This window comes from Sphingobacterium sp. 40-24, from assembly GCF_001899705.1.
GTDB lineage: Bacteria > Bacteroidota > Bacteroidia > Sphingobacteriales > Sphingobacteriaceae > Sphingobacterium > Sphingobacterium multivorum.
Map to the genome: position 1 here is coordinate 295250 of NZ_MKWH01000009.1, position 18094 is coordinate 313343.

The window sequence follows — 18094 nt, forward strand, 5'->3', positions numbered from 1 at the left end:
TATATGCTATTTTTTTGCTTCGGCAATAACTAAATTCATAGAAACAAGGAAACAACCCGCTTCATCAGCTTGGTCCAATGTGTTTTGAAATTCCTCCATTTCAGCTGTGCTCAACTTCCCTTTTTCGACCATCTCCAAAAGAATTTTATCTAAGAAAAGATAGCGGTTGGCTTCTTCTTTCGAGCGGGCTACCATACAGAATGTTTGCAATTGAACTTGTTTAAAGCCTTGAGTCAATAGGTCTGAAGTTAATTTATTCCCAGCCCAGCCATTGTTGACTTTTTCTTCGGTCAAATAATGGCATATCTTAGCCTCAATACCCACATGCTTGCTGTAAAATGTCAGGCTATTCCAGATCGTCTCGACGATGACTAGGGGTTGACCTTCACGCAAAACACGGTGAACCTCAGCAAACATTTTCGGTGCTTCCGGAAGATGTTGTACAACACGTTCCATTCTGATGCCAGCAATGGAATTATCTGTAAAGCTAAGTTGATTAACTTCACCCTGAACAAAGTCGACGTTCTTTACCTCCACACTGCTTGTTTTGGCATGTTCGATTAAAGCCTTATCATGATCCAATCCAACGACAAGAACGTTATGGCCTAGCATATTAGCTAAATTGATGGCATCCATTCCAGTGCCACAACCAAGATCGACGACAACGCCCTCTTTAATCGTATTAAAAGGAGTATATGAATGTATTTTTAATTGTTTAAGAAAATCACCGGTATCCATTAAATAGCCGGCACCATAATGTTTAGTGTCCATTATAAGATATTTAAATTACGATCATCTGGTTTGTGATCTAATGATGTATGTTTCAGGTTTTTAATAATTTCATTTAAATCCCATTGATTGAGATTCGGAATATCGATTTGATAATGAATTTCAATTTCCTTATTCCGCAAAGTTTCTATGCGGACAATATTGGAATTATTCCGAAGTGATAAAATTGCATCTTTGTTTTCTTGATCGGCTTCGGTCAAGGTGTCAAGATTACGCATAATCATTACCGTAGCCAGCAGATCCAGCTTAGGATAATAGAACGTGCCATTATTTCCAACACTTGTATCAATGCGGTAGCCAACACTTTCTGCTAATTTCACCGTGTAAGGAGCACATAAAGCAAAGAGCGATTTAATGCCAACCTGTGTGCTGATAGCGGCACCAGCCCTCGTCAAAAATATGCTGCCAATACCATATCCAGCGATCTCCCGGGAATTCCAAAGCCCACAACCTTCACCGGTTCCCTGTTGCGCATAATCATAAACAAGGTCTAAGATTTTGGCATCCATCGCTCCCGTGGCCTGTTCAATCGGAAGTGGTTCACTCCCTCCAGATACGTGTATACGTACTCCACCATAGACTTTATCACCATCAAGGGATTCTACGATCAGTACGAATGATGCGGGATTGTACATCCAGTCATTTTTGGAAGAAGTTACTTTCTTTACGCCTATAGCAGTTAACACATGCGCGTGTCCTTCTATGAAACGTTCACAGGTTTGGGGATCGTCGATAGCCCGAAATGCTCTTAGTCTTACTACTGGACGCCCGTCGTTGAATAATAATGCCACCGAATGCTTTGATTTATCGTTTAAACGCAAAACTAATCAATTAAATGCAAAGGTGTTTACTCTTCAAATAAATTATACCGTAATGCAACCGCCTGCACCATGTGATGGTAAAATTGTTTGATTCCTTTTTCACCTTGACGAGCCAAAATAGTCCGTTTTAACTGATGTCATCGAAAATACATTTTATCATCTTAAGATGTGGATTTTCGAGATACAATAAATTTGACCTTGTAAATATTAATGCCTCTGGAGGCTATTTTTATGAATCTGACCGTCTTTTATGATCAACAAAAAGTTTTTTTCTGGATCTGCCAATAGTTTTAAATTCTTAAGCGGATCTCCGTCTACAAGGATCAGATCTGCCAAAGCTCCTTCTTCTACTATTCCCAACTTGCCAGGATAAGGACTTCTTAATCCCGAAAGCTGCAGAAGCTCACCGTTGTCTTGAGTAATCATTTTAATGATCTCGGCATTTGTAAACCACTTTTGAAGTCGCAAAATAAAAGCATTCTGCATTTTATTCAGTTCCGGCTCAAAAAGGAAATCTGTACCCCAAGCTAGCTTTACTCCATATTTTTTAGCCATTGGCCATACTTTTTCCTGACCTTCAATGACGGGTTTACGCTTGATTCTTCGTTGTGGATCCATATCGGGCGTATCTTCCACCAGGTTTTGTAAACTAAGCCAGATATTTTTTTTTGCGATCAGCTGTAAAGTTTCTTCGTCGAGCAATTGTCCATGTTCAATACATTTTACACCAGCTTCGATCGCTCTTCGAATTGCTCTTGGCGTATACGCATGTACGGTGACATAGGTTCCCCAGTCTTCGGCTGCTTCTACTGCTGCTTTCATTTCGTCTAGCGTATATTGGGTAACATCCACAGGATCGTATGCTGAAGAAGTTCCCCCACCCGCCATGAGTTTAATCTGACTTGCTCCGAATCTCAGATTCTCTCGTACTGCAGTCAGAACCTCATCACGACCATCGGCGATGAATGTTGCTCCATATCGCTCCGCACGAGAGACAATACCAAAAAAACGACGCGATTTTTCCTCGGGTGTCCGAAAATCTCCATGCCCCGCTGTTTGACTAACAACAGCACCAGAAGGCCATATTCTAGGGCCTAGAAGCTTACCCTTGTCGATCGCCGCCTTTAATGGAAATATAGGGCCACCGACATCTCGTACACTTGTAAAACCCCGCATTAACATCTGTTGCGCCGAGAGCCCCACCGTGTTGATCAAGAATTCCTCGGAAAGGTCATTTGTCATCATTTGAGGCATTGTCAAAGCTCCAAATACCAAATGGACATGTACATCAATCAATCCAGGCATTAGGGTTTTGCCTTTAGCGTTTATTTTAACGATATTCTTACCTTGCACGTCAATAGGAGATGTACTAATGGTTTGAATCGTGTTACCGTTTATTAAAACATGTTTTGGCGGAGTTAACATTTGAGTTTTATAATCGAGCAGTTTAACATTTTCTATTAAAACTTGCTTTTCCTGTGCTTGGATGACATGGATAAAAGCCGAGCAAAGAAATAAAGTAAGTAGTTGACCTAAACGCATAATTTGGAGAATTACGTTAATATATAATATGACAAATCAATTTTAATTCGAGCGACTAATGTTGGCTTGAAAAAATATCTTCTAAGTTAAATCATAAATTCAATATATTTCAATTTTTTCGCTATAAATTTTCACTCTGCCGGCCAAAAACGCTAAATTTATCCAATCATGATATATAAAAAGCCTGTTCTAAATTATTTAAATAGCGTAATTCCCAAAATTGTATCCATAAGAGAGCTGCTCTCCTATGGCTCTTTACTCGGCTTATCCGCTTATGTATTCCTACTGGTTTTTCAGCCATTTGGAACGTATAATTTTGAGCATGCCTATAAATTTAGCTTGTTATCCGGATATGGGGTTATATTATCCGTTGCATATGCCTTAATTTCTGTCCTCTTACGTAAAAAAAGAGGAACAATTGCGATAGAACTATTTCGTATTTTTCTTGTGCTCCTATTATCAGTTTTTTTAAATTTCGTCTATCATGGCTGGTTCATCAATCAGGCCCCATTACAGTGGAATAACCTCCCCTATATTGGATTTTACACACTTTCACTTTACAGCCCAATTGCTACGATTTATTTTTTGCTTCGAGTTGATAAGCGTCATTCGTATTATGAAAAGAATAATTCGTCGATTGAACGTTTATCGATAAAGCCAGCGATCATATTGAGCCAAATGAATGACTGTCATTTGGGGCTGGTCGATATCCCCAATGGTAATCAATCGTTAAAGTTACTGCCGAGCGATTTTATTTTTGCAAAATCAATGGATAATTATTGCATGATCTATTTTAGGAAGGATGGTACGGTAAAGAAGCAGATGGTACGAATTACGTTGAGCCGATTGTCTGAACTCTTGAATACAATGTCTATTCACCGATGTCATCGGTCGTTTCTTGTTAACTTTGAAAAAGTAATTGCAAAGGATGGGAATGCCCAAGGTTTCTTGTTACGTTTTGCAGATACTGAAGATTGTGCTGTTATTTCAAGGTCTGCTATGGAATCAGTTAGACCGTATTTATAGGGCAGAAGATCGCCTCGCTGTTGTCAGTCAGCCCTAAGTCTTGCCATACGCCACATAACTTTGTTTACTCATCATGAGGGGCATAATTTTGCTCAAAAAAAAGATGAACACAAAAAGTTTAAACCTGCTGGTATTATTCCTGTTCTTCGGAATATACTTTATCCTTGATAATTTGTTTTTTGCTAGGCTTCAACCCACGATGAGCAACTATGTCCACAGTAGATTTTTGGGGCATGTGCTGACGTATTCAATTAGCCTTGGACCACTGCTTTTGGGGGCAACGCTGCTTAAACCTAAAGTGCCGAATGAGTTCTTGGAAAAATTTGGTTTAAAGGGCTCTTTTTTACAGGGGCTATCTTTTGGAATTATAGCCACCTTACCCATGTTCTTGGGCTATGCCCTTGTTTTTACCTTCAACCGCAAAATAGATCCGAACACGCTATTAATAAATAGTGTGTCATCGGGTTTTTTTGAAGAAGTGATTTTTCGGGCCTATTTTTTTGGTTTAGTTTATCGCTATACCCGACTAGGTTTTATTCCATCCATTTTAGCCACCTCATTCCTTTTTGCTATACTGCATCTTTATCAGAGTCAGGATTTGGGAGAATTGGCCCTGATTTTTTGTACGACTTTCTTCGGCTCTATCCTATTTTCGTGGTTGTATGCCGAATGGAGTTTTAATCTTTGGATACCGATAGCACTTCATGTTTTGATGAATTTGGCATGGATGATCTTTGATGTTGCAGACAATGCTGCAGGAAATGGATGGAGCAATTTTTTCCGCTTCTTGACCATCTTTATCGCTATCATTAGTACAATTGTTCATGTACGGAAGTCAGAGGCCGGTTTACAAATTAAAGGGAAAAATTTATGGCTAAAAGATTAAAAATTCCGCGGGGTTTTAACGAGCCTTTGTGGCTATAGATATCCTTTCAAAGGATCTAGTCCAAATTTGGAATGAGCTTTAGATTTTACTTCGCTAAAACTGTGAACCTTTGGATAATCGTATTTGCTCTCGGAGAACCCCTGAAAACCAGTATTTTTTTTTGGCATGGGAATCGCTACCTTGACCTTTATGAATAGACAACTATTTTCACCCCTATCTTTATTCCTTGGAGCGACATTATTCATGGGAATCTTGAGCTGTGGTCACAATACGAGGGTTAATAATACAGATTTAAAGGATTCTTCTGAACTTAAAACCATTGCCGTGAAGGATACGGTGGATGCTGCTAAATTTCCTCCTTTGCCGATTGACTATGACAGGACAAAGGTTTTAAAAAACACCTATGTTGTTGATCGTGCTGGAGTCGAACTTAGACAAGGTGCAGATGGAGCGGCTCCGCTATTAGGAAAATATCCCTATGGCACCAAGCTCGATGTGATCGGTGAAGAAGGAGAATGGGTTGCTGTCATGGACCGTATACAGCGCGATTACAAAGGGAGAAATGGCGAAACAGGTGATATTACACGATGGGAAAAGGTGTATGTAGCGAAGTCCAAGCTGGGGAAACAGGATCAGATTACAATTTCCCCCAGGGATTTAAATTCAATCGTTTCACTTACGATAAATGGTAAAGAAACGTATTATGAAAAGGGGCATTCTTTAGATAAATATCTCCAGTTAGAGTTGATTGATAAGCAAACGTTCCTAGCCGCTCAGAATACGGCTAAAAATTACTTGATCAAGGATACCCTGTCTTATCCTAAAAACGGAAAAACCCTAGAATTGCCTTTGACCAATGGAAAAAAGTTAATTTTTACAGATAAGGATATCGATAATGAATTGGAAGCCAGTTATTCGTATAAAGGACATTATGATTTTCTAAATGCTTTTGCTGTTGATGGGAATTACTGGGAAAGTGCTGATGTGCGGCTTTTTGATAAACAAGACGGTCATCTTATTGTGGAATGTGGAGATTATCCCTTCTTTTCTGCCGATAAAAATTATCTGATGACTTTACACGCTGATCCCTATGAATCGACGGGTGACTTGCAGCTCTTCCACGTGAAACAAGGAAAGGTGACGCCGATGCTTTTTGTTAGTTTTAAAGAGTGGATGCCAACTTGGAAAGAGGAATTGATGTTTTGGGGCAAAGATGGATGCATATATACTGCTGCCAACCATATTGATGGCTATTGGGGCGATGAAGGATCGTTGAACGAACGATCACAGTTTATCCGAATAAGGATATTACCTTATTAAAGATCTATATAATTAAAGACCGGCATAAACTGTACTTTTATTCATTTGCTGTAGGCGTATATATTTACTATTTTTCTGTTTTAAGTAAAACTATTCTGGCATGCACCTGTTGTATTCCATAAAATAGATTATAGTTTGTAATTTAGCTGGATGAAACTAAGAATATTATCGTTATTTACTATCCTTTTTCTCTTTACTACGTTGTCTAAAGCACAAGATAAGCCCTGGAAACAACATAATAAATGGATCTGGGGTCCTTCAGTAGGGTATCAGTATCAAAGTGGTAATTTTCTGAAAGTTTCGGGCTGGGGATTATTTGCCCCGAATGATTTTCAATATATGAAAATTGATGCCGGAGCTAATTTCAGCTGGATGGAAGGTAAAACGACGGTTATTCCAGAGCTGGGATTTACTTACTATCTAAATGATTTTGTTCTTTTCCCTTTTGTGAAAGCAGAGTTAACACCTTACACTATAACGCCAAAAGTGGGGGCCAGTCTATTCTCCATTGTGGATCTGGGAATAGGTTATGGATTTGATTACAATACGAAGAAAAATTTTAAGCCGATTGACGGAATTACCGTTTCAGTAGGGGTAAATATTCCGCTCAATTTTCATATTTATTAATTGAAAAATGCGCAGTAAGACGATTTATAAACTCCTGGGGTCACTTGTTGTGTTGTTAGCGCTGGTTAGCAACCTAAAAGCGCAAGATTATTTAATCGGTCCTTCACTGAGTTATCAGTTCCAAAAAGGCAGTATATTAAAAACCGGCGCTTATTTCGCATTTCCTTTTAGTGGAGATCATATACTGCGAGCAGATGCTACAGCTAACTTTACATGGACACAAAAAAAGTTTGCCGTAATCCCTGAGGCCGGAATAACGTATTATCCCCAAACATATGTCTTGACTCCTTTTGTTCGTACAGAACTTACTCCATATACCATTACCCCCAAAGTTGGAGTGAGCTTGGCTACATTGGTGGATCTTGATTTTGGTTATGGATTATCCATCAATGAAAAAAAAGATTATAATCCGATAAAGGGTTTTGCGGTGTCTCTTCGATTTAGTATTCCGCTAAATTATCGGATCAATATGTAGCTCAGATTCTTCAATCAGCTTGTATATTTTCTCTGGGATATTTGCTTACCGCATGATTATGTCGTCGCTACGGTATCAGTATGCCCGCGTTAACTCCTGCTCGGAAGAAGTCTTTTGGTTTTTCCTGAATTAGTTGTCCAGCCAGTCTTTGAAGGCTGAGACTTTCTCCCGGGAGACAATGAGCTCTTCGGATTCATAATGCTTGAGGTATATTTTTAGCCGGGCATTGGAATGTACAGCAATATTTTTGATGGCATCAAATTGAATAATCGTGCTTCGATTGATCCTAAAAAATGCTTTGGGTGACAGTTGCGGTGTTAGTGCGTCCAATGTCTGATCCAAAAGATAGTTTCCATTTTCGTTGGTATAAAGGTAAGTGCCTTTGTTTTCGCTGTAAATGCATTCAACTTGCTGGCTTGTCACAACTTTTAGACTTTGGCCAATTTTGATTGTAAAGCGTTCCTTAAATGTTGGGGCAGGGTTTCTAAACAACGCTTGAAGCGATGCCAGATCGAACTGGGGATTGGGGCGTCTAAATTGGCGGAATTTTTCAATTGCATTTTCCAATTCTTCATCTTCAATTGGCTTCAGCAGGTAATCGATGCTATTTTGTTTAAAAGCACGCAACATATATTCATCGTATGCGGTGGTAAAAATAATGGCCGAACTGGGTTTCACCTGCTCCAGGATGTCAAATGAAATCCCATCCGCGAGCTGAATATCCAACAACAGTAGATCAGGTTCGGTATTTGACGTGAACCACTCAATGGATTCTTCCACAGTCTGCAGTACAGCAGCTACCGTGTAACCGAGGGCCTCCAGTTTTCTTTGGAGTAATCTCGCTGATGGGAGTTCGTCTTCTATAATTACTATTTTCATTACTTTTTTACGTGCTTATCGATCATCAGACCGTTGTATTGCTTAATTTGTTGAATCGTTGTGCCCTTGCTATTGTTTTTGCTGTGCTTAGCTCCCGCATGTTTATTAAGAGCAGGTTACTTTTAAGAGACTATTTCATGGATAATAGGCAGTCCGACAGAAAATAATAGATCACTTTCTTGAATATACACAGGTAGATTGGACAGTATAGCATAACGTTCCTGAATATTTTTCAAACCGATTCCCGAATGATCATGGAGCACTTTCTTTTTTTGAAGATTGTTTTCAACATAGAGGTAATTATTTTTTCTATAAATCTTCAATAAAAGCGGCTTCCTGATCGAAATAATATTGTGTTTGATTGCATTTTCGATCAGTAATTGAAGGGAAAGCGGTAATATAAAACCAGTATGCTGTTCCGCATTGATCTGTAGATCGATCTGTATGCCGGTTTCGAAGCGCAGAATCAAGAGGTTTAAATAAGCCTTTGAAAAAGTAAGCTCTTCCTGTAAAGAAACGAGGCTTTTGTCCCTTTGTTCCAATACATAGCGATATATCTTAGAAAGGTCTGTCGTAAACATGCTGGCTTTTTTAGGGCTTTCCTCAATTAATCCATTCAATACATTCAGGCTGTTGAACAAAAAATGTGGGTCGAGTTGATTCTTGAGCGACTCAAATTGTGCTGCTATTTGTTGTTTTTCCTGATGAGATTCTTTTATTTGGTAATCTTTGAATCTTTTATAGAAATAGAAACCAAAAAAAATCATTGAAATGCACCAAGATATCATCGCGGTTTGAAAATAATATGCAACACGTTGTTGATGAATAAATTGGTGGAAACGCTGAGCGAAATTTTTGGGAACACCCGGGTTAAAAAGTCCGGAGAAAAAAGCATTGACAATAAAAACGACCAGTACGGTCAAGAAAAAACTGATACTGTAAAAAACAATCATCTTCTTCCCAAAATCTTTACTGTTCGGGTACTTTTTTCCGACCCATTTCGATAGATAGCTGTGACCCAGAAAGAGAAAAAATCCATATAGTAAACCTCGGACCATATTAGGGTGAAAGATGATGGATACCCAAGGGACATCATTATGGTCAAGCTTGGCCACAACCACAAAATAGATGGTCACGACCAGGCTTGCGAGTAGTGCTTGTATAATCGCTTTAAATGGTGCTTTTTTCACAACGTGTTATTTGCATTCCTTTACGAGTTGTTCTGCCCGATCTTTGCCCCATGAAGGTGCAAATGGCGTAGTAATCTTCTCTTCACCGAATAAAGATAGTGCTTTCTTTACATCCTCGCATTCTTTGTTGGTATCCTGGTTAAAATATTTTTTTGCGTTTATTTGGAATTCCGCTAGTCCCAATACAGCCCGGGGGTTGTTTGGCGCAAGGGAGATGGCTTTTTTATATAGAGCTATAATCTTAGGCGAAAGCTCTTTGGCTTTTGTCATGGGATCTGTGATCATCAATGCTGTTTGGTTCATCGCTTTCAGTACAAGCCATTCTGAATTGTTGTCCTGGGCGCTATTGTTTAGTATTTCTTCTGCAGATTGTATATATTTTGCCTGTGTCTCTTTATTTTTCTCCCTAAAGGATGCTGTTGTCAGTACCATGGCCTGATAATAGGCAGGAATCCAATTGTCCTTTTCTGCCTGTGCAATACGTTCTAAAAGAGCGGCCGCTTTTTGTGTCTCTCCCGATTGCCATAGACTCATGGCTTGTCCCATACTTTTTTCAAAATTGCCTTGTGCAAACGCGCTGCCGCTTATAAGGCAGATGAGGACGATAATAAATGATTTCATGATCTTTCGTTTTTAGTTTAAATATTTTTCTAAGTTATTGCTGTTGTGTTTGATGTATATGTTATTGATTGTTATTGAAGTTGGCAATCCTTCGCTGCAAACAGAAATAATTTTGGATGGACCGACGTATTTCGATGATGAGTTGATGCTTATTATAGATTGTCCAATTGATTGTCCTTTTCATTTTTACTAATTGTCCAGAAATAGCCCAGAAACACAAAGCGCTTGGCGGTAGGGACAATCGGTCTACGGTCATAGATTCCTTGTGAATTTGGTCGGTCTGCATATTGATAGCCATAGATTGGGCTAGCGCCAAGAACATTACTGACGGAGAAATGGATAATTTTTTGCTGGCTATAAAGGAACGACCAACTCATAGAAAGATTATTGTAACCTTTTGTATGGCTATTCATAAATACTGTTTGATTGGGATCATTGTAATTTCTGCCGGATACAAACGAATTTGTCACACTGAGCTGTGAACGTAGACTGGGTAGCCAGTATTTTCCAACGATATAGAAACTGTGTTTGTAGACATAAGGGGGAGTAACTGTTGTCGGATAATTCGCGTCATTTCGCTTACTGTCCGTATAAGAATATGAAATCCAGTATTGGAGGTTTTTGATGCTGCTGTTGTTTTTGTAAAATAGGTCAAAGCCTTTGACCTTACCGCTTCCGTTATTGTCATATTGGGTGTCGTAATTTGGCGTCGCACTGTTGTATTTTACCAAATTGTTGTATTCTTTATGATAAGCTTCTAATCGAAGTAAGTGCCCTCCACGGGCATAGAAATAATTTGCGATATAGTGATTGGCTTCCATCCAGCCAAGCTGAGGGGCATATTTTAATAGAGGTGTTGGTGCCTGCTGATGGAAGTTCCCATAGGCAAGTGAGAGCTGCGTATATTTATTTAATGCGTAGCCCAGCGAAGCTCTTGGTTCTAAAGTGTTCTTCGACTGCAAATTGGAGGAGGTTTCTCGTAAGCCGATTTTCCCGATTAAGTTCGGGAGGATGCCGAAGGTCGTTTCCGTAAATACGGCGGTCATCTTGCTATGATACCCGTAGTGATAACCAATGGTTTGTCGGTGATATTCTTCTTGATAATTGGTGTCGAAATATTCTATTCCGCCAATACTTTTAATCTTATTGTTCCAGACCTTACTTAGCATTCCTTTTAAGTGAAGACTTTTTTCTTCATTAGGTAGGTAAACGTCATCGTAGTGCAGCTTATCGGTCAGGTAGCCTAGGCCAATGCCGGACTGGAAAGTCCATCGGTTTCCCAGATTCTGACTGTAACTAATGTTGGCGTAGGCATTGTTGGATTTCTTTTTCAATGGGACAGGTTGCTCATAATTGATGTCTGCTTGGTAAAGTCCCATATTTTCGAAATTGTATGCCCCATAGATATTTAGAAAGCCTTCTTTAAACTGATGGCGATAGATCATTTCTCCGGAGGCGTTTTCATAGGGTTTTGTCCATTTGATATCTGGCGTAATAATTTTGGAATAAGGTTTTAAGTTGGTATAACTGCTGTTGAAGGTGAGGGAGTTTTTGCCCCATTGTAAGGTATGTCCCAAACCTAGTCCAACGGAAGATAGTGAAAACTCTGTTTTGCGTTGTTCTATGGTATTTTCGGTGTTTAGGGCTAGAATGCTGGATAGCGCATTACCAAATTCTGCCGAATAACCACCTGTAGAGAAATTTACGCCTTTAAAGAGCATGGGTGAAAATCGACCCCTTACAGGAACTTCATTTGGTGTTGCGGTGTAAGGTTGGGCTACTCTGATTCCATTGATGTAGGTCTGTGTTTCGGAGGCATCTCCACCGTGAACCATAAGACGTCCATTTTCTCCCCCAACCTGTGCACCGGGCAATGTTGCTAATGCGCTGATGATGTTTCCCATGCTGCCTGCCGTAGTGACAATATCCAATGGACTCATTACCGTGTTTTTTCCGGAGCTATTGGCTTGTAGCACCCCTGCCTGAATCGTGACTTCCTGTAGGCGATTCTCACTTTCTTGCATTTGAATAATAAGCAATTCTTTCTGAGGAAGCTGGATAGACTTACTATATGTTGGGAGGCCCACAACAGACGCTTTCAGCATTTTAGTACCTTGTTCACTAGTTTCAAACATAAAGTTTCCAAGCGAATCAGTCGTGCCGCCATCATAGGTGCCTTCAATAAAAACATTGGCTAAATATATCGGTTTGCCGTTTTTGCCCAGTACTTTCCCTTTTAAGATAGACTGTGCCGATACGATGGTAATACTTAAAAATAGTAAGGTTAATAACAGCTTCATTTTTCTTTATTTTTATTCAAATATCAGCGGCTGTAAGTGATTCTGCGAAAAAGAGTGGATGGAATGTCAAAATATCATGACGAATTGCAGGATTCCAACTTTATGCTGTAAATTGATATCGAAAAGCAAAATTTCCTTCCTAAATAAGTTCCGCAATGGAAAGATGGGAACGTACTATATTGCTTTTATATGTGATGAAGTTACAGGGATATTAAAGCCTTTTACTTTCGTTGGATATTGAAAATGAGAGTTTAAAATTAAGTCAAAAAAAATGCGAATAACCATTTTAGATGACTATCAAGATGCTGTCCGACAGTTGGACTGTTTCAAAATTCTTGATGGTCACGATGTCCAAATATTGAAACAGTCCTATGAAGATCCGGCTTTACTGGCGGAAAAATTAAGCGATACGGAAGCGCTAGTGCTCATTAGAGAACGGACCCAGATTACAGAAGAACTGTTGTCCCAGCTTCCCAAACTAAAGTTGATCAGCCAAACGGGCAAAATTTCAAATCATTTGGATTTGGCTGTTTGTAGTAGCTTTCATGTGGCTGTTGCTGAAAGTATGGGTTCTCCTGTCGCTCCAGCTGAATTGACCTGGCTTTTAATCATGAATGCACTCCGAGGTTTACCTAAGGCTCTTTCAGATATGGACAAAGGCCTATGGCAAACGAACATAGGAGAATGTGTCTCCGGAAAAACAATAGGGATATGGAGTTATGGAAAAATAGGGAAGCGAATAGCGCAATATGCAAAGGCTTTTGGTGCCCAAGTAATTGTTTGGGGAAGCGAAAATTCCCGAGAAGAAGCTGTAAAAGACGGTTTTTTAGCTGCAACAAGTAAATCCGATTTTTTTCATTTTTCAGATGTTGTTACTTTACACCTTCGGTTAGTGCCTGCGACGCGAGGTATCGTAAAGCTCGAAGATCTCCGGTCTATGAAGCCGACTGCACTTTTTGTCAATACTTCCCGTGCAGAGTTGGTTGAAGAGGGTGCACTATTGACCGCACTCGAAACAGGTGTTCCGGGAATGGCTGCGGTAGATGTCTATGAGTCCGAGCCAATCTTTGATCCTAACTATCCTTTATTGCAGCTACCAAATGTGCTCTGTACGCCACATATTGGCTATGTGGAGAAAAATGGTTATGAACGATTATTTAGACTTGCTTTTGAGAATATTGTAGCCTTTTCCGAGGGTAATCCACAGCATATCGCTAACCCCGAAGTATTGACCCGCTAATTAAATGAATCGGCTATATATAGATGAATAATTTTACACATTTAGAACAACCAACAGGTCGAGTTATTGTGGTCGGCGGTAAGGAATATCTTTTTTTCGGTGGAACTTCCTATCTAGGGCTGGCAACAGATCAAGCATATGCTGCTATTTTCATAGAAGGTATACAGCGATATGGTATTAACAATGGCACTTCACGAAATAATAATGTGCAACAGGCCATATTTGATCAAGCGGAAGAATATGCTGCAATGCGTTTTGGTTTTGAAGCAAGTCTGTTGCTCTCAAGTGGATATCTGGCGACGCAATTTCTTGTAAGAACCTTGGCGGCTGAAGGCGAAGTATTGTACGCACCCGCATGTCACCCTTCTTTATGGTTAGATAAAAAGCCTGCAGCAACTGGACATTTTGTTGACTGGGCCAATGCAACGATCGAGTATATCAATCATTCAGCCCAAAAATCATTTATCATCGTTAGTAACAGCTTGGACAATATGCGCCCGGAATTATACGATTTCACTGTTTTCAATCGTATTGATCCGGGCAAAAAAATTATACTGCTCTTGGATGATTCTCACGGAATAGGAGTTTTGCGCAAGAATGGCATTTCATTAGATAAGAGTAGTTTTCAACAGGTTAATATTGAGCTGATTGTCGTCGCATCCTTGGCGAAAGGCCTGGCAACAGATGCTGGATTGATTTTGGCCGATGAGGAACGAATTAAGTATTTCAAGCGATCAAACTTTTATACAGGGGCTTCTCCAAGTTCGCCAGCGAGCTTATATGCATTTATCCATGGAGAGCAGATCTATTTACGGCAATTCGAAAAGTTGCAGTATAATATTAATTCCTTCAAAGCACATATGGGGTCTGAATTAAACGCTGTTGCTAATTTTCCGGTGTTTTCATCAACGGATACGGGCCTTTATGCGAGGCTGATGAATGCGGGAGTACTGGTGTCAAGTTTTCCTTATCCCCTTGCTACAGATCCCCTATTAAATCGGATTGTGGTAAATGCACACCATACCAAGGCGGATTTGGATCAGCTAAGTCATGCAATTGGCATATATTGATTTTTATATGACAACTAATAAGTCAACATCTTGTAAATTAGATAATTGTTTTTATTTTTGAGGTTTATTTAAGGGTTGGTCAAACGTAATGTCTCGTTAATTGATTGTAAATGTTTGGCTTTTGGAAGCTTATTTATCAAAAAAGTATTTAAATAATTTCCATTACTCATTTTAAAACAATACTTTTGCATCCCCAAACATTAGTTGGCTTAAGGGTTGAAAAATAAATAATTACAGTAAAATAGATATGACTAAAGCAGAAATTATTGCAGAAATCTCTACCAAAACTGGCTTAGAGAAGGTAGATGTTCAAGAAACCGTAGAGGCGTTCTTTAAAGTTGTCAAAAACGCAATGATCGGAGGAGAAAATGTATATGTAAGAGGTTTTGGTAGCTTCGTAGTCAAAAAAAGAGCTGAGAAGACTGCAAGAAACATTTCAAAAAATACAGCAATCATTATCCCTGAACACTTTGTTCCTAGTTTCAAGCCAGCAAAAATTTTCGTAGAGAAAGTAAAGAATGGCAATAAATAATCTTTAAAATAGATTAAAATGGCAAAAACCAAACAGATAATAGTCATAGGATCAGTAGTAGCCTTGGTTGCTGTGCTTTTAGCGCAGCCTATTAAAGGTTTGGTGAACAAAGAAAAACAAACTGCTGCAGCATCTGAGTCGAAGCCGTCCAATGAAGTAAATTTGGAAAATATATCTTCGATGACAAAACAAGGTTTAGATGCTAGTTTAGTCAAAGAAATTTCCGATATTGAGGGCCAAGTTGCAAAAGCTTCTGGAGAGGATAAGATAAAGCTGTTGCAACAGTTGGCAAATAAGTGGGATGATGTCGCAAAACCAGCCCCTCAGGCTTTCATCTATGAGGAAATGGCGAAGGTTTCACCGAAGTTTGAGTATTGGTTGAAAGCAGGTAATGCTTATCGTGCCGCTTATACAAATTTGCAGGATTCTACTTTAGCTCAAGCGTTGAATCAAAATGCTATTCATGCATATGAGGCTGCGTTAAAAGCGAATACAAGTAGTTTAGATGCAAAAACAGGATTGGGTGCCGCAATGGTATCGGGAACGAACAACCCTATGGCAGGTATTGCCTTGTTGCGAGAAGTCGTTGCTGCCGATCCTAAAAACTTAGAAGCAAACAAAACTTTGGGATTGTTTTCATTACAATCCCGTCAGTTTGACAAAGCCATCGAGCGTTTTAAGACCGTTATCGATCAAAAACCCGATGCTGAGTCATACTTTTACTTAGCCACAGGCTATGAAAATATTGGGATGAAAAAGGAAGCCGTTACAGCTTTTCAAAAAAGTAAGGAACTGGCAGCCGATCCTTCCCTATCACAATTCATCGATCGAAAGATTGCCGAATTGAGCAAGTAATTAATTTATTATTTATAATCATTAAAAAATTTAGCTATGCCAAGCGGAAAAAAAAGAAAAAGACACAAGATGGCTACTCACAAACGTAAAAAACGTTTAAGAAAAAATAGACACAAGAAAAAATAGTCTTGTGATAAGCTTTTAAACATCTTGGCCCATTTTGCTGAGATAGCTTTACGAAACGATCTACATGTCTGTGAAGGGGATGTAGATTGTTTTTTTCGTAACAACGTTCTTTAAATGTTTAATCGGATACCCAAGATTGCGATAGGATATTGCATAGGTATCAAAAATGAGTAGCTTTTGGTAAAGGAATTAATTATCGATTCAACTCCTGATAAAGGGGTAACTATTGCTTTACTACAAGATAAGCAGCTTGTTGAACTTAACCGCGAGCCCGCAAACAATAACTTCGCTGTTGGAGATATCTATCTCGGACGTATCAAGCGAATTATGCCTGGGCTTAATGCAGCTTTCGTAGATGTAGGCTACGAAAAGGATGCTTTTCTACACTATTTAGATTTGGGTCCTCAAGTTCAATCTTTGCTAAAGCTTACGCGTATAGTGAAGAATGGCAGTTATCAAGAGAAACTGCTCAATAGTTTAAAACTTGAAAAGGATATCGATAAAGCTGGTAAGATCTCTGATGTCTTGAGCAAAAATATGCTCGTGCCAGTACAAATCGCCAAAGAACCCATTTCAACAAAAGGACCGCGTCTGAGTTCAGACCTTTCAATAGCAGGTCGTTTTGTCGTTTTGGTACCTTTCTCAAGTACTGTTTCCATTTCCAAGCGTATCAAAGGTAGTAATGAACGCAACCGCCTAAAAAAGATTGTCGAAGGGATTAAGCCAGCTAATTTTGGTGTTATCATTCGTACAGTTTCCGAAGGTAAGGGTGTTGAAGAACTACAACGTGACTTATTGGACCTGATCTCAAAATGGGAACTATTTACCAAACGTCTTCGTAATGCTGAACCGCCTCAAAAGGTTCTTGGCGAAATGGATCGTGCATCCACTATTCTACGGGATATTTTGACAGACGAGTTTTCACATATTTATGTTAATGATCCTTCGATCTTCGAAGAAACAAAATCATATATACACGATATATCTCCAGATTTGGAGAAAATTGTCAAACTTTATAAACATAAAGAGCCAATTTTTGATCATTTCGGAGTTGAAAAGCAAATCAAGGCAGCTTTTGGCAAAACGGTAACATTGCCTGGTGGTGCGTATCTCGTTATTGAGCATACCGAAGCCCTGCATGTCATTGATGTCAACAGTGGTAACCGTTCTGCGAATAAGGAGAATCAGGAAGACAATGCATTGCTGGTCAATATGGAAGCAGCAAAAGAAATTGCGCGACAGCTGCGTTTGCGTGATATGGGCGGAATTGTAGTCATCGATTTTATCGATATGCATAAACCCAATCATCGAAAAGAGTTGTATACGTTCTTAAAAGAATGTATGGTAGCGGATAGAGCGAGACATACGATTTTGCCTCCAAGTAAATTTGGATTGGTTCAAATTACACGTCAGCGCGTTAGACCTGAAATGAATATTGTCACAAACGAAAAATGTCCGGCTTGTGATGGTACAGGTGAAATCCGATCAAGTATTGTCCTTATGGATGATATAGAAAATAATTTGAGCTTTATTCTTCAAGAACAGAACGAAAAGAAGGTGACCTTATGTGTTCACCCTTATATAGACGCCTACATTAAGTCTGGTTTGATTTCTAAAAGAATGAAATGGTTCATGAAGTACGGAAAATGGATTAAAGTAAATCCAATGACGTCATATTATCTAACTGAATTCCATTTCTTCAATGCGAAGGATGAAGAAATTAAGTTATAATAGAAAGAGATTAACGAAAAGGGTTAGTAGTGATACTAACCCTTTTTTGTTTTTATAGCATTTA

The 18094-nt window shown here is 39.2% G+C and carries 17 protein-coding genes; 10 read left to right on the forward strand and 7 right to left on the reverse strand.

Features of this window, described 5'->3' with window-relative positions; translation table 11 throughout:
- Positions 1–6: 6 nt before the first annotated feature.
- The 3 genes from BGP15_RS04555 to BGP15_RS04565 form a co-directional block, all read right to left on the reverse strand.
- Positions 7–771, reverse strand: a complete 765-nt coding sequence (locus BGP15_RS04555) for a methyltransferase domain-containing protein (protein WP_070562758.1) — start codon at positions 769–771, stop codon at positions 7–9.
- Positions 771–1580, reverse strand: coding sequence for a hypothetical protein (locus BGP15_RS04560; protein ID WP_070562848.1), 810 nt, complete (start codon positions 1578–1580; stop codon positions 771–773). The genes BGP15_RS04555 and BGP15_RS04560 overlap by 1 nt, the downstream gene beginning before the upstream one ends.
- A gap of 237 nt (positions 1581–1817) precedes the next feature.
- Entirely contained in the window at positions 1818–3152 is a 1335-nt protein-coding gene (locus tag BGP15_RS04565; RefSeq protein WP_286754240.1) for a metal-dependent hydrolase family protein, read from the reverse strand.
- Between the two features lie 168 nt (positions 3153–3320).
- Between BGP15_RS04565 and BGP15_RS04570 the strand changes: the two genes are divergently transcribed.
- From BGP15_RS04570 to BGP15_RS04590, 5 genes are all read left to right on the forward strand, one after another.
- Positions 3321–4178: a LytTR family DNA-binding domain-containing protein gene (locus tag BGP15_RS04570; RefSeq protein ID WP_286768822.1), complete on the forward strand. Its 858-nt coding sequence runs from the start codon at positions 3321–3323 to the stop codon at positions 4176–4178.
- A gap of 103 nt (positions 4179–4281) precedes the next feature.
- Positions 4282–5064: a CPBP family intramembrane glutamic endopeptidase gene (locus tag BGP15_RS04575; RefSeq protein WP_286754242.1), complete on the forward strand. Its 783-nt coding sequence runs from the start codon at positions 4282–4284 to the stop codon at positions 5062–5064.
- Between the two features lie 189 nt (positions 5065–5253).
- Positions 5254–6384, forward strand: a complete 1131-nt coding sequence (locus BGP15_RS04580; RefSeq protein ID WP_286768823.1) for an SH3 domain-containing protein — start codon at positions 5254–5256, stop codon at positions 6382–6384.
- Between the two features lie 150 nt (positions 6385–6534).
- On the forward strand, positions 6535–7011 hold the full coding sequence (locus BGP15_RS04585; RefSeq protein WP_112375143.1) for a hypothetical protein: 477 nt from the start codon (positions 6535–6537) through the stop codon (positions 7009–7011).
- 7 nt (positions 7012–7018) lie between these two features.
- Complete coding sequence (locus BGP15_RS04590) at positions 7019–7486, forward strand: hypothetical protein (RefSeq protein ID WP_070562774.1); 468 nt, start codon at positions 7019–7021, stop codon at positions 7484–7486.
- A gap of 129 nt (positions 7487–7615) precedes the next feature.
- Here BGP15_RS04590 and BGP15_RS04595 read toward each other — a convergent pair whose 3' ends face one another.
- From BGP15_RS04595 to BGP15_RS04610, 4 genes are all read right to left on the reverse strand, one after another.
- The gene (locus tag BGP15_RS04595) at positions 7616–8365 is read right to left on the reverse strand and encodes a LytR/AlgR family response regulator transcription factor (RefSeq protein ID WP_286768824.1); all 750 of its coding nucleotides are present in this window, start codon (positions 8363–8365) and stop codon (positions 7616–7618) included.
- Between the two features lie 122 nt (positions 8366–8487).
- Complete coding sequence (locus tag BGP15_RS04600) at positions 8488–9555, reverse strand: sensor histidine kinase (RefSeq protein WP_286768825.1); 1068 nt, start codon at positions 9553–9555, stop codon at positions 8488–8490.
- A gap of 6 nt (positions 9556–9561) precedes the next feature.
- Entirely contained in the window at positions 9562–10176 is a 615-nt protein-coding gene (locus BGP15_RS04605; RefSeq protein WP_286754245.1) for a tetratricopeptide repeat protein, read from the reverse strand.
- Between the two features lie 152 nt (positions 10177–10328).
- Positions 10329–12476: a TonB-dependent receptor gene (locus BGP15_RS04610; RefSeq protein WP_112375138.1), complete on the reverse strand. Its 2148-nt coding sequence runs from the start codon at positions 12474–12476 to the stop codon at positions 10329–10331.
- Between the two features lie 271 nt (positions 12477–12747).
- On the opposite strand from BGP15_RS04610, the gene BGP15_RS04615 reads away from it, so the two are divergent.
- From BGP15_RS04615 to BGP15_RS04635, 5 genes are all read left to right on the forward strand, one after another.
- The gene (locus BGP15_RS04615; protein WP_286768826.1) at positions 12748–13716 is read left to right on the forward strand and encodes a D-2-hydroxyacid dehydrogenase family protein; all 969 of its coding nucleotides are present in this window, start codon (positions 12748–12750) and stop codon (positions 13714–13716) included.
- A 23-nt stretch (positions 13717–13739) separates the two neighbouring features.
- A complete protein-coding gene (locus BGP15_RS04620; RefSeq protein WP_112375136.1) occupies positions 13740–14786 on the forward strand; it encodes a PLP-dependent aminotransferase family protein in 1047 nt (348 codons plus the stop codon).
- Positions 14787–15033: 247 nt separating this feature from the next.
- Positions 15034–15318: an HU family DNA-binding protein gene (locus tag BGP15_RS04625; RefSeq protein WP_046673299.1), complete on the forward strand. Its 285-nt coding sequence runs from the start codon at positions 15034–15036 to the stop codon at positions 15316–15318.
- Positions 15319–15336: 18 nt separating this feature from the next.
- Positions 15337–16173 (forward strand): tetratricopeptide repeat protein, encoded by an 837-nt coding sequence (locus BGP15_RS04630; protein WP_070562796.1) that lies wholly within the window; start codon positions 15337–15339, stop codon positions 16171–16173.
- 303 nt (positions 16174–16476) lie between these two features.
- Positions 16477–18030, forward strand: coding sequence for an Rne/Rng family ribonuclease (locus BGP15_RS04635; RefSeq protein ID WP_046673301.1), 1554 nt, complete (start codon positions 16477–16479; stop codon positions 18028–18030).
- Positions 18031–18094 lie beyond the last annotated feature (64 nt).

Bases quoted from the DNA above. Each gene is read 5' to 3' on its own strand.
- BGP15_RS04555 (WP_070562758.1), bottom strand. From the start codon at position 771: ATGGACACTAAACATTATGGTGCCGGCTATTTAATGGATACCGGTGAT.
- BGP15_RS04595 (WP_286768824.1), bottom strand. From the start codon at position 8,365: ATGAAAATAGTAATTATAGAAGACGAACTCCCATCAGCGAGATTACTC.
- BGP15_RS04565 (WP_286754240.1), bottom strand. From the start codon at position 3,152: ATGCGTTTAGGTCAACTACTTACTTTATTTCTTTGCTCGGCTTTTATC.
- BGP15_RS04630 (WP_070562796.1), top strand. From the start codon at position 15,337: ATGGCAAAAACCAAACAGATAATAGTCATAGGATCAGTAGTAGCCTTG.
- BGP15_RS04570 (WP_286768822.1), top strand. From the start codon at position 3,321: ATGATATATAAAAAGCCTGTTCTAAATTATTTAAATAGCGTAATTCCC.
- BGP15_RS04610 (WP_112375138.1), bottom strand. From the start codon at position 12,476: ATGAAGCTGTTATTAACCTTACTATTTTTAAGTATTACCATCGTATCG.
- BGP15_RS04585 (WP_112375143.1), top strand. From the start codon at position 6,535: ATGAAACTAAGAATATTATCGTTATTTACTATCCTTTTTCTCTTTACT.
- BGP15_RS04580 (WP_286768823.1), top strand. From the start codon at position 5,254: ATGAATAGACAACTATTTTCACCCCTATCTTTATTCCTTGGAGCGACA.
- BGP15_RS04590 (WP_070562774.1), top strand. From the start codon at position 7,019: ATGCGCAGTAAGACGATTTATAAACTCCTGGGGTCACTTGTTGTGTTG.
- BGP15_RS04575 (WP_286754242.1), top strand. From the start codon at position 4,282: ATGAACACAAAAAGTTTAAACCTGCTGGTATTATTCCTGTTCTTCGGA.
- BGP15_RS04620 (WP_112375136.1), top strand. From the start codon at position 13,740: ATGAATAATTTTACACATTTAGAACAACCAACAGGTCGAGTTATTGTG.
- BGP15_RS04615 (WP_286768826.1), top strand. From the start codon at position 12,748: ATGCGAATAACCATTTTAGATGACTATCAAGATGCTGTCCGACAGTTG.
- BGP15_RS04605 (WP_286754245.1), bottom strand. From the start codon at position 10,176: ATGAAATCATTTATTATCGTCCTCATCTGCCTTATAAGCGGCAGCGCG.
- BGP15_RS04625 (WP_046673299.1), top strand. From the start codon at position 15,034: ATGACTAAAGCAGAAATTATTGCAGAAATCTCTACCAAAACTGGCTTA.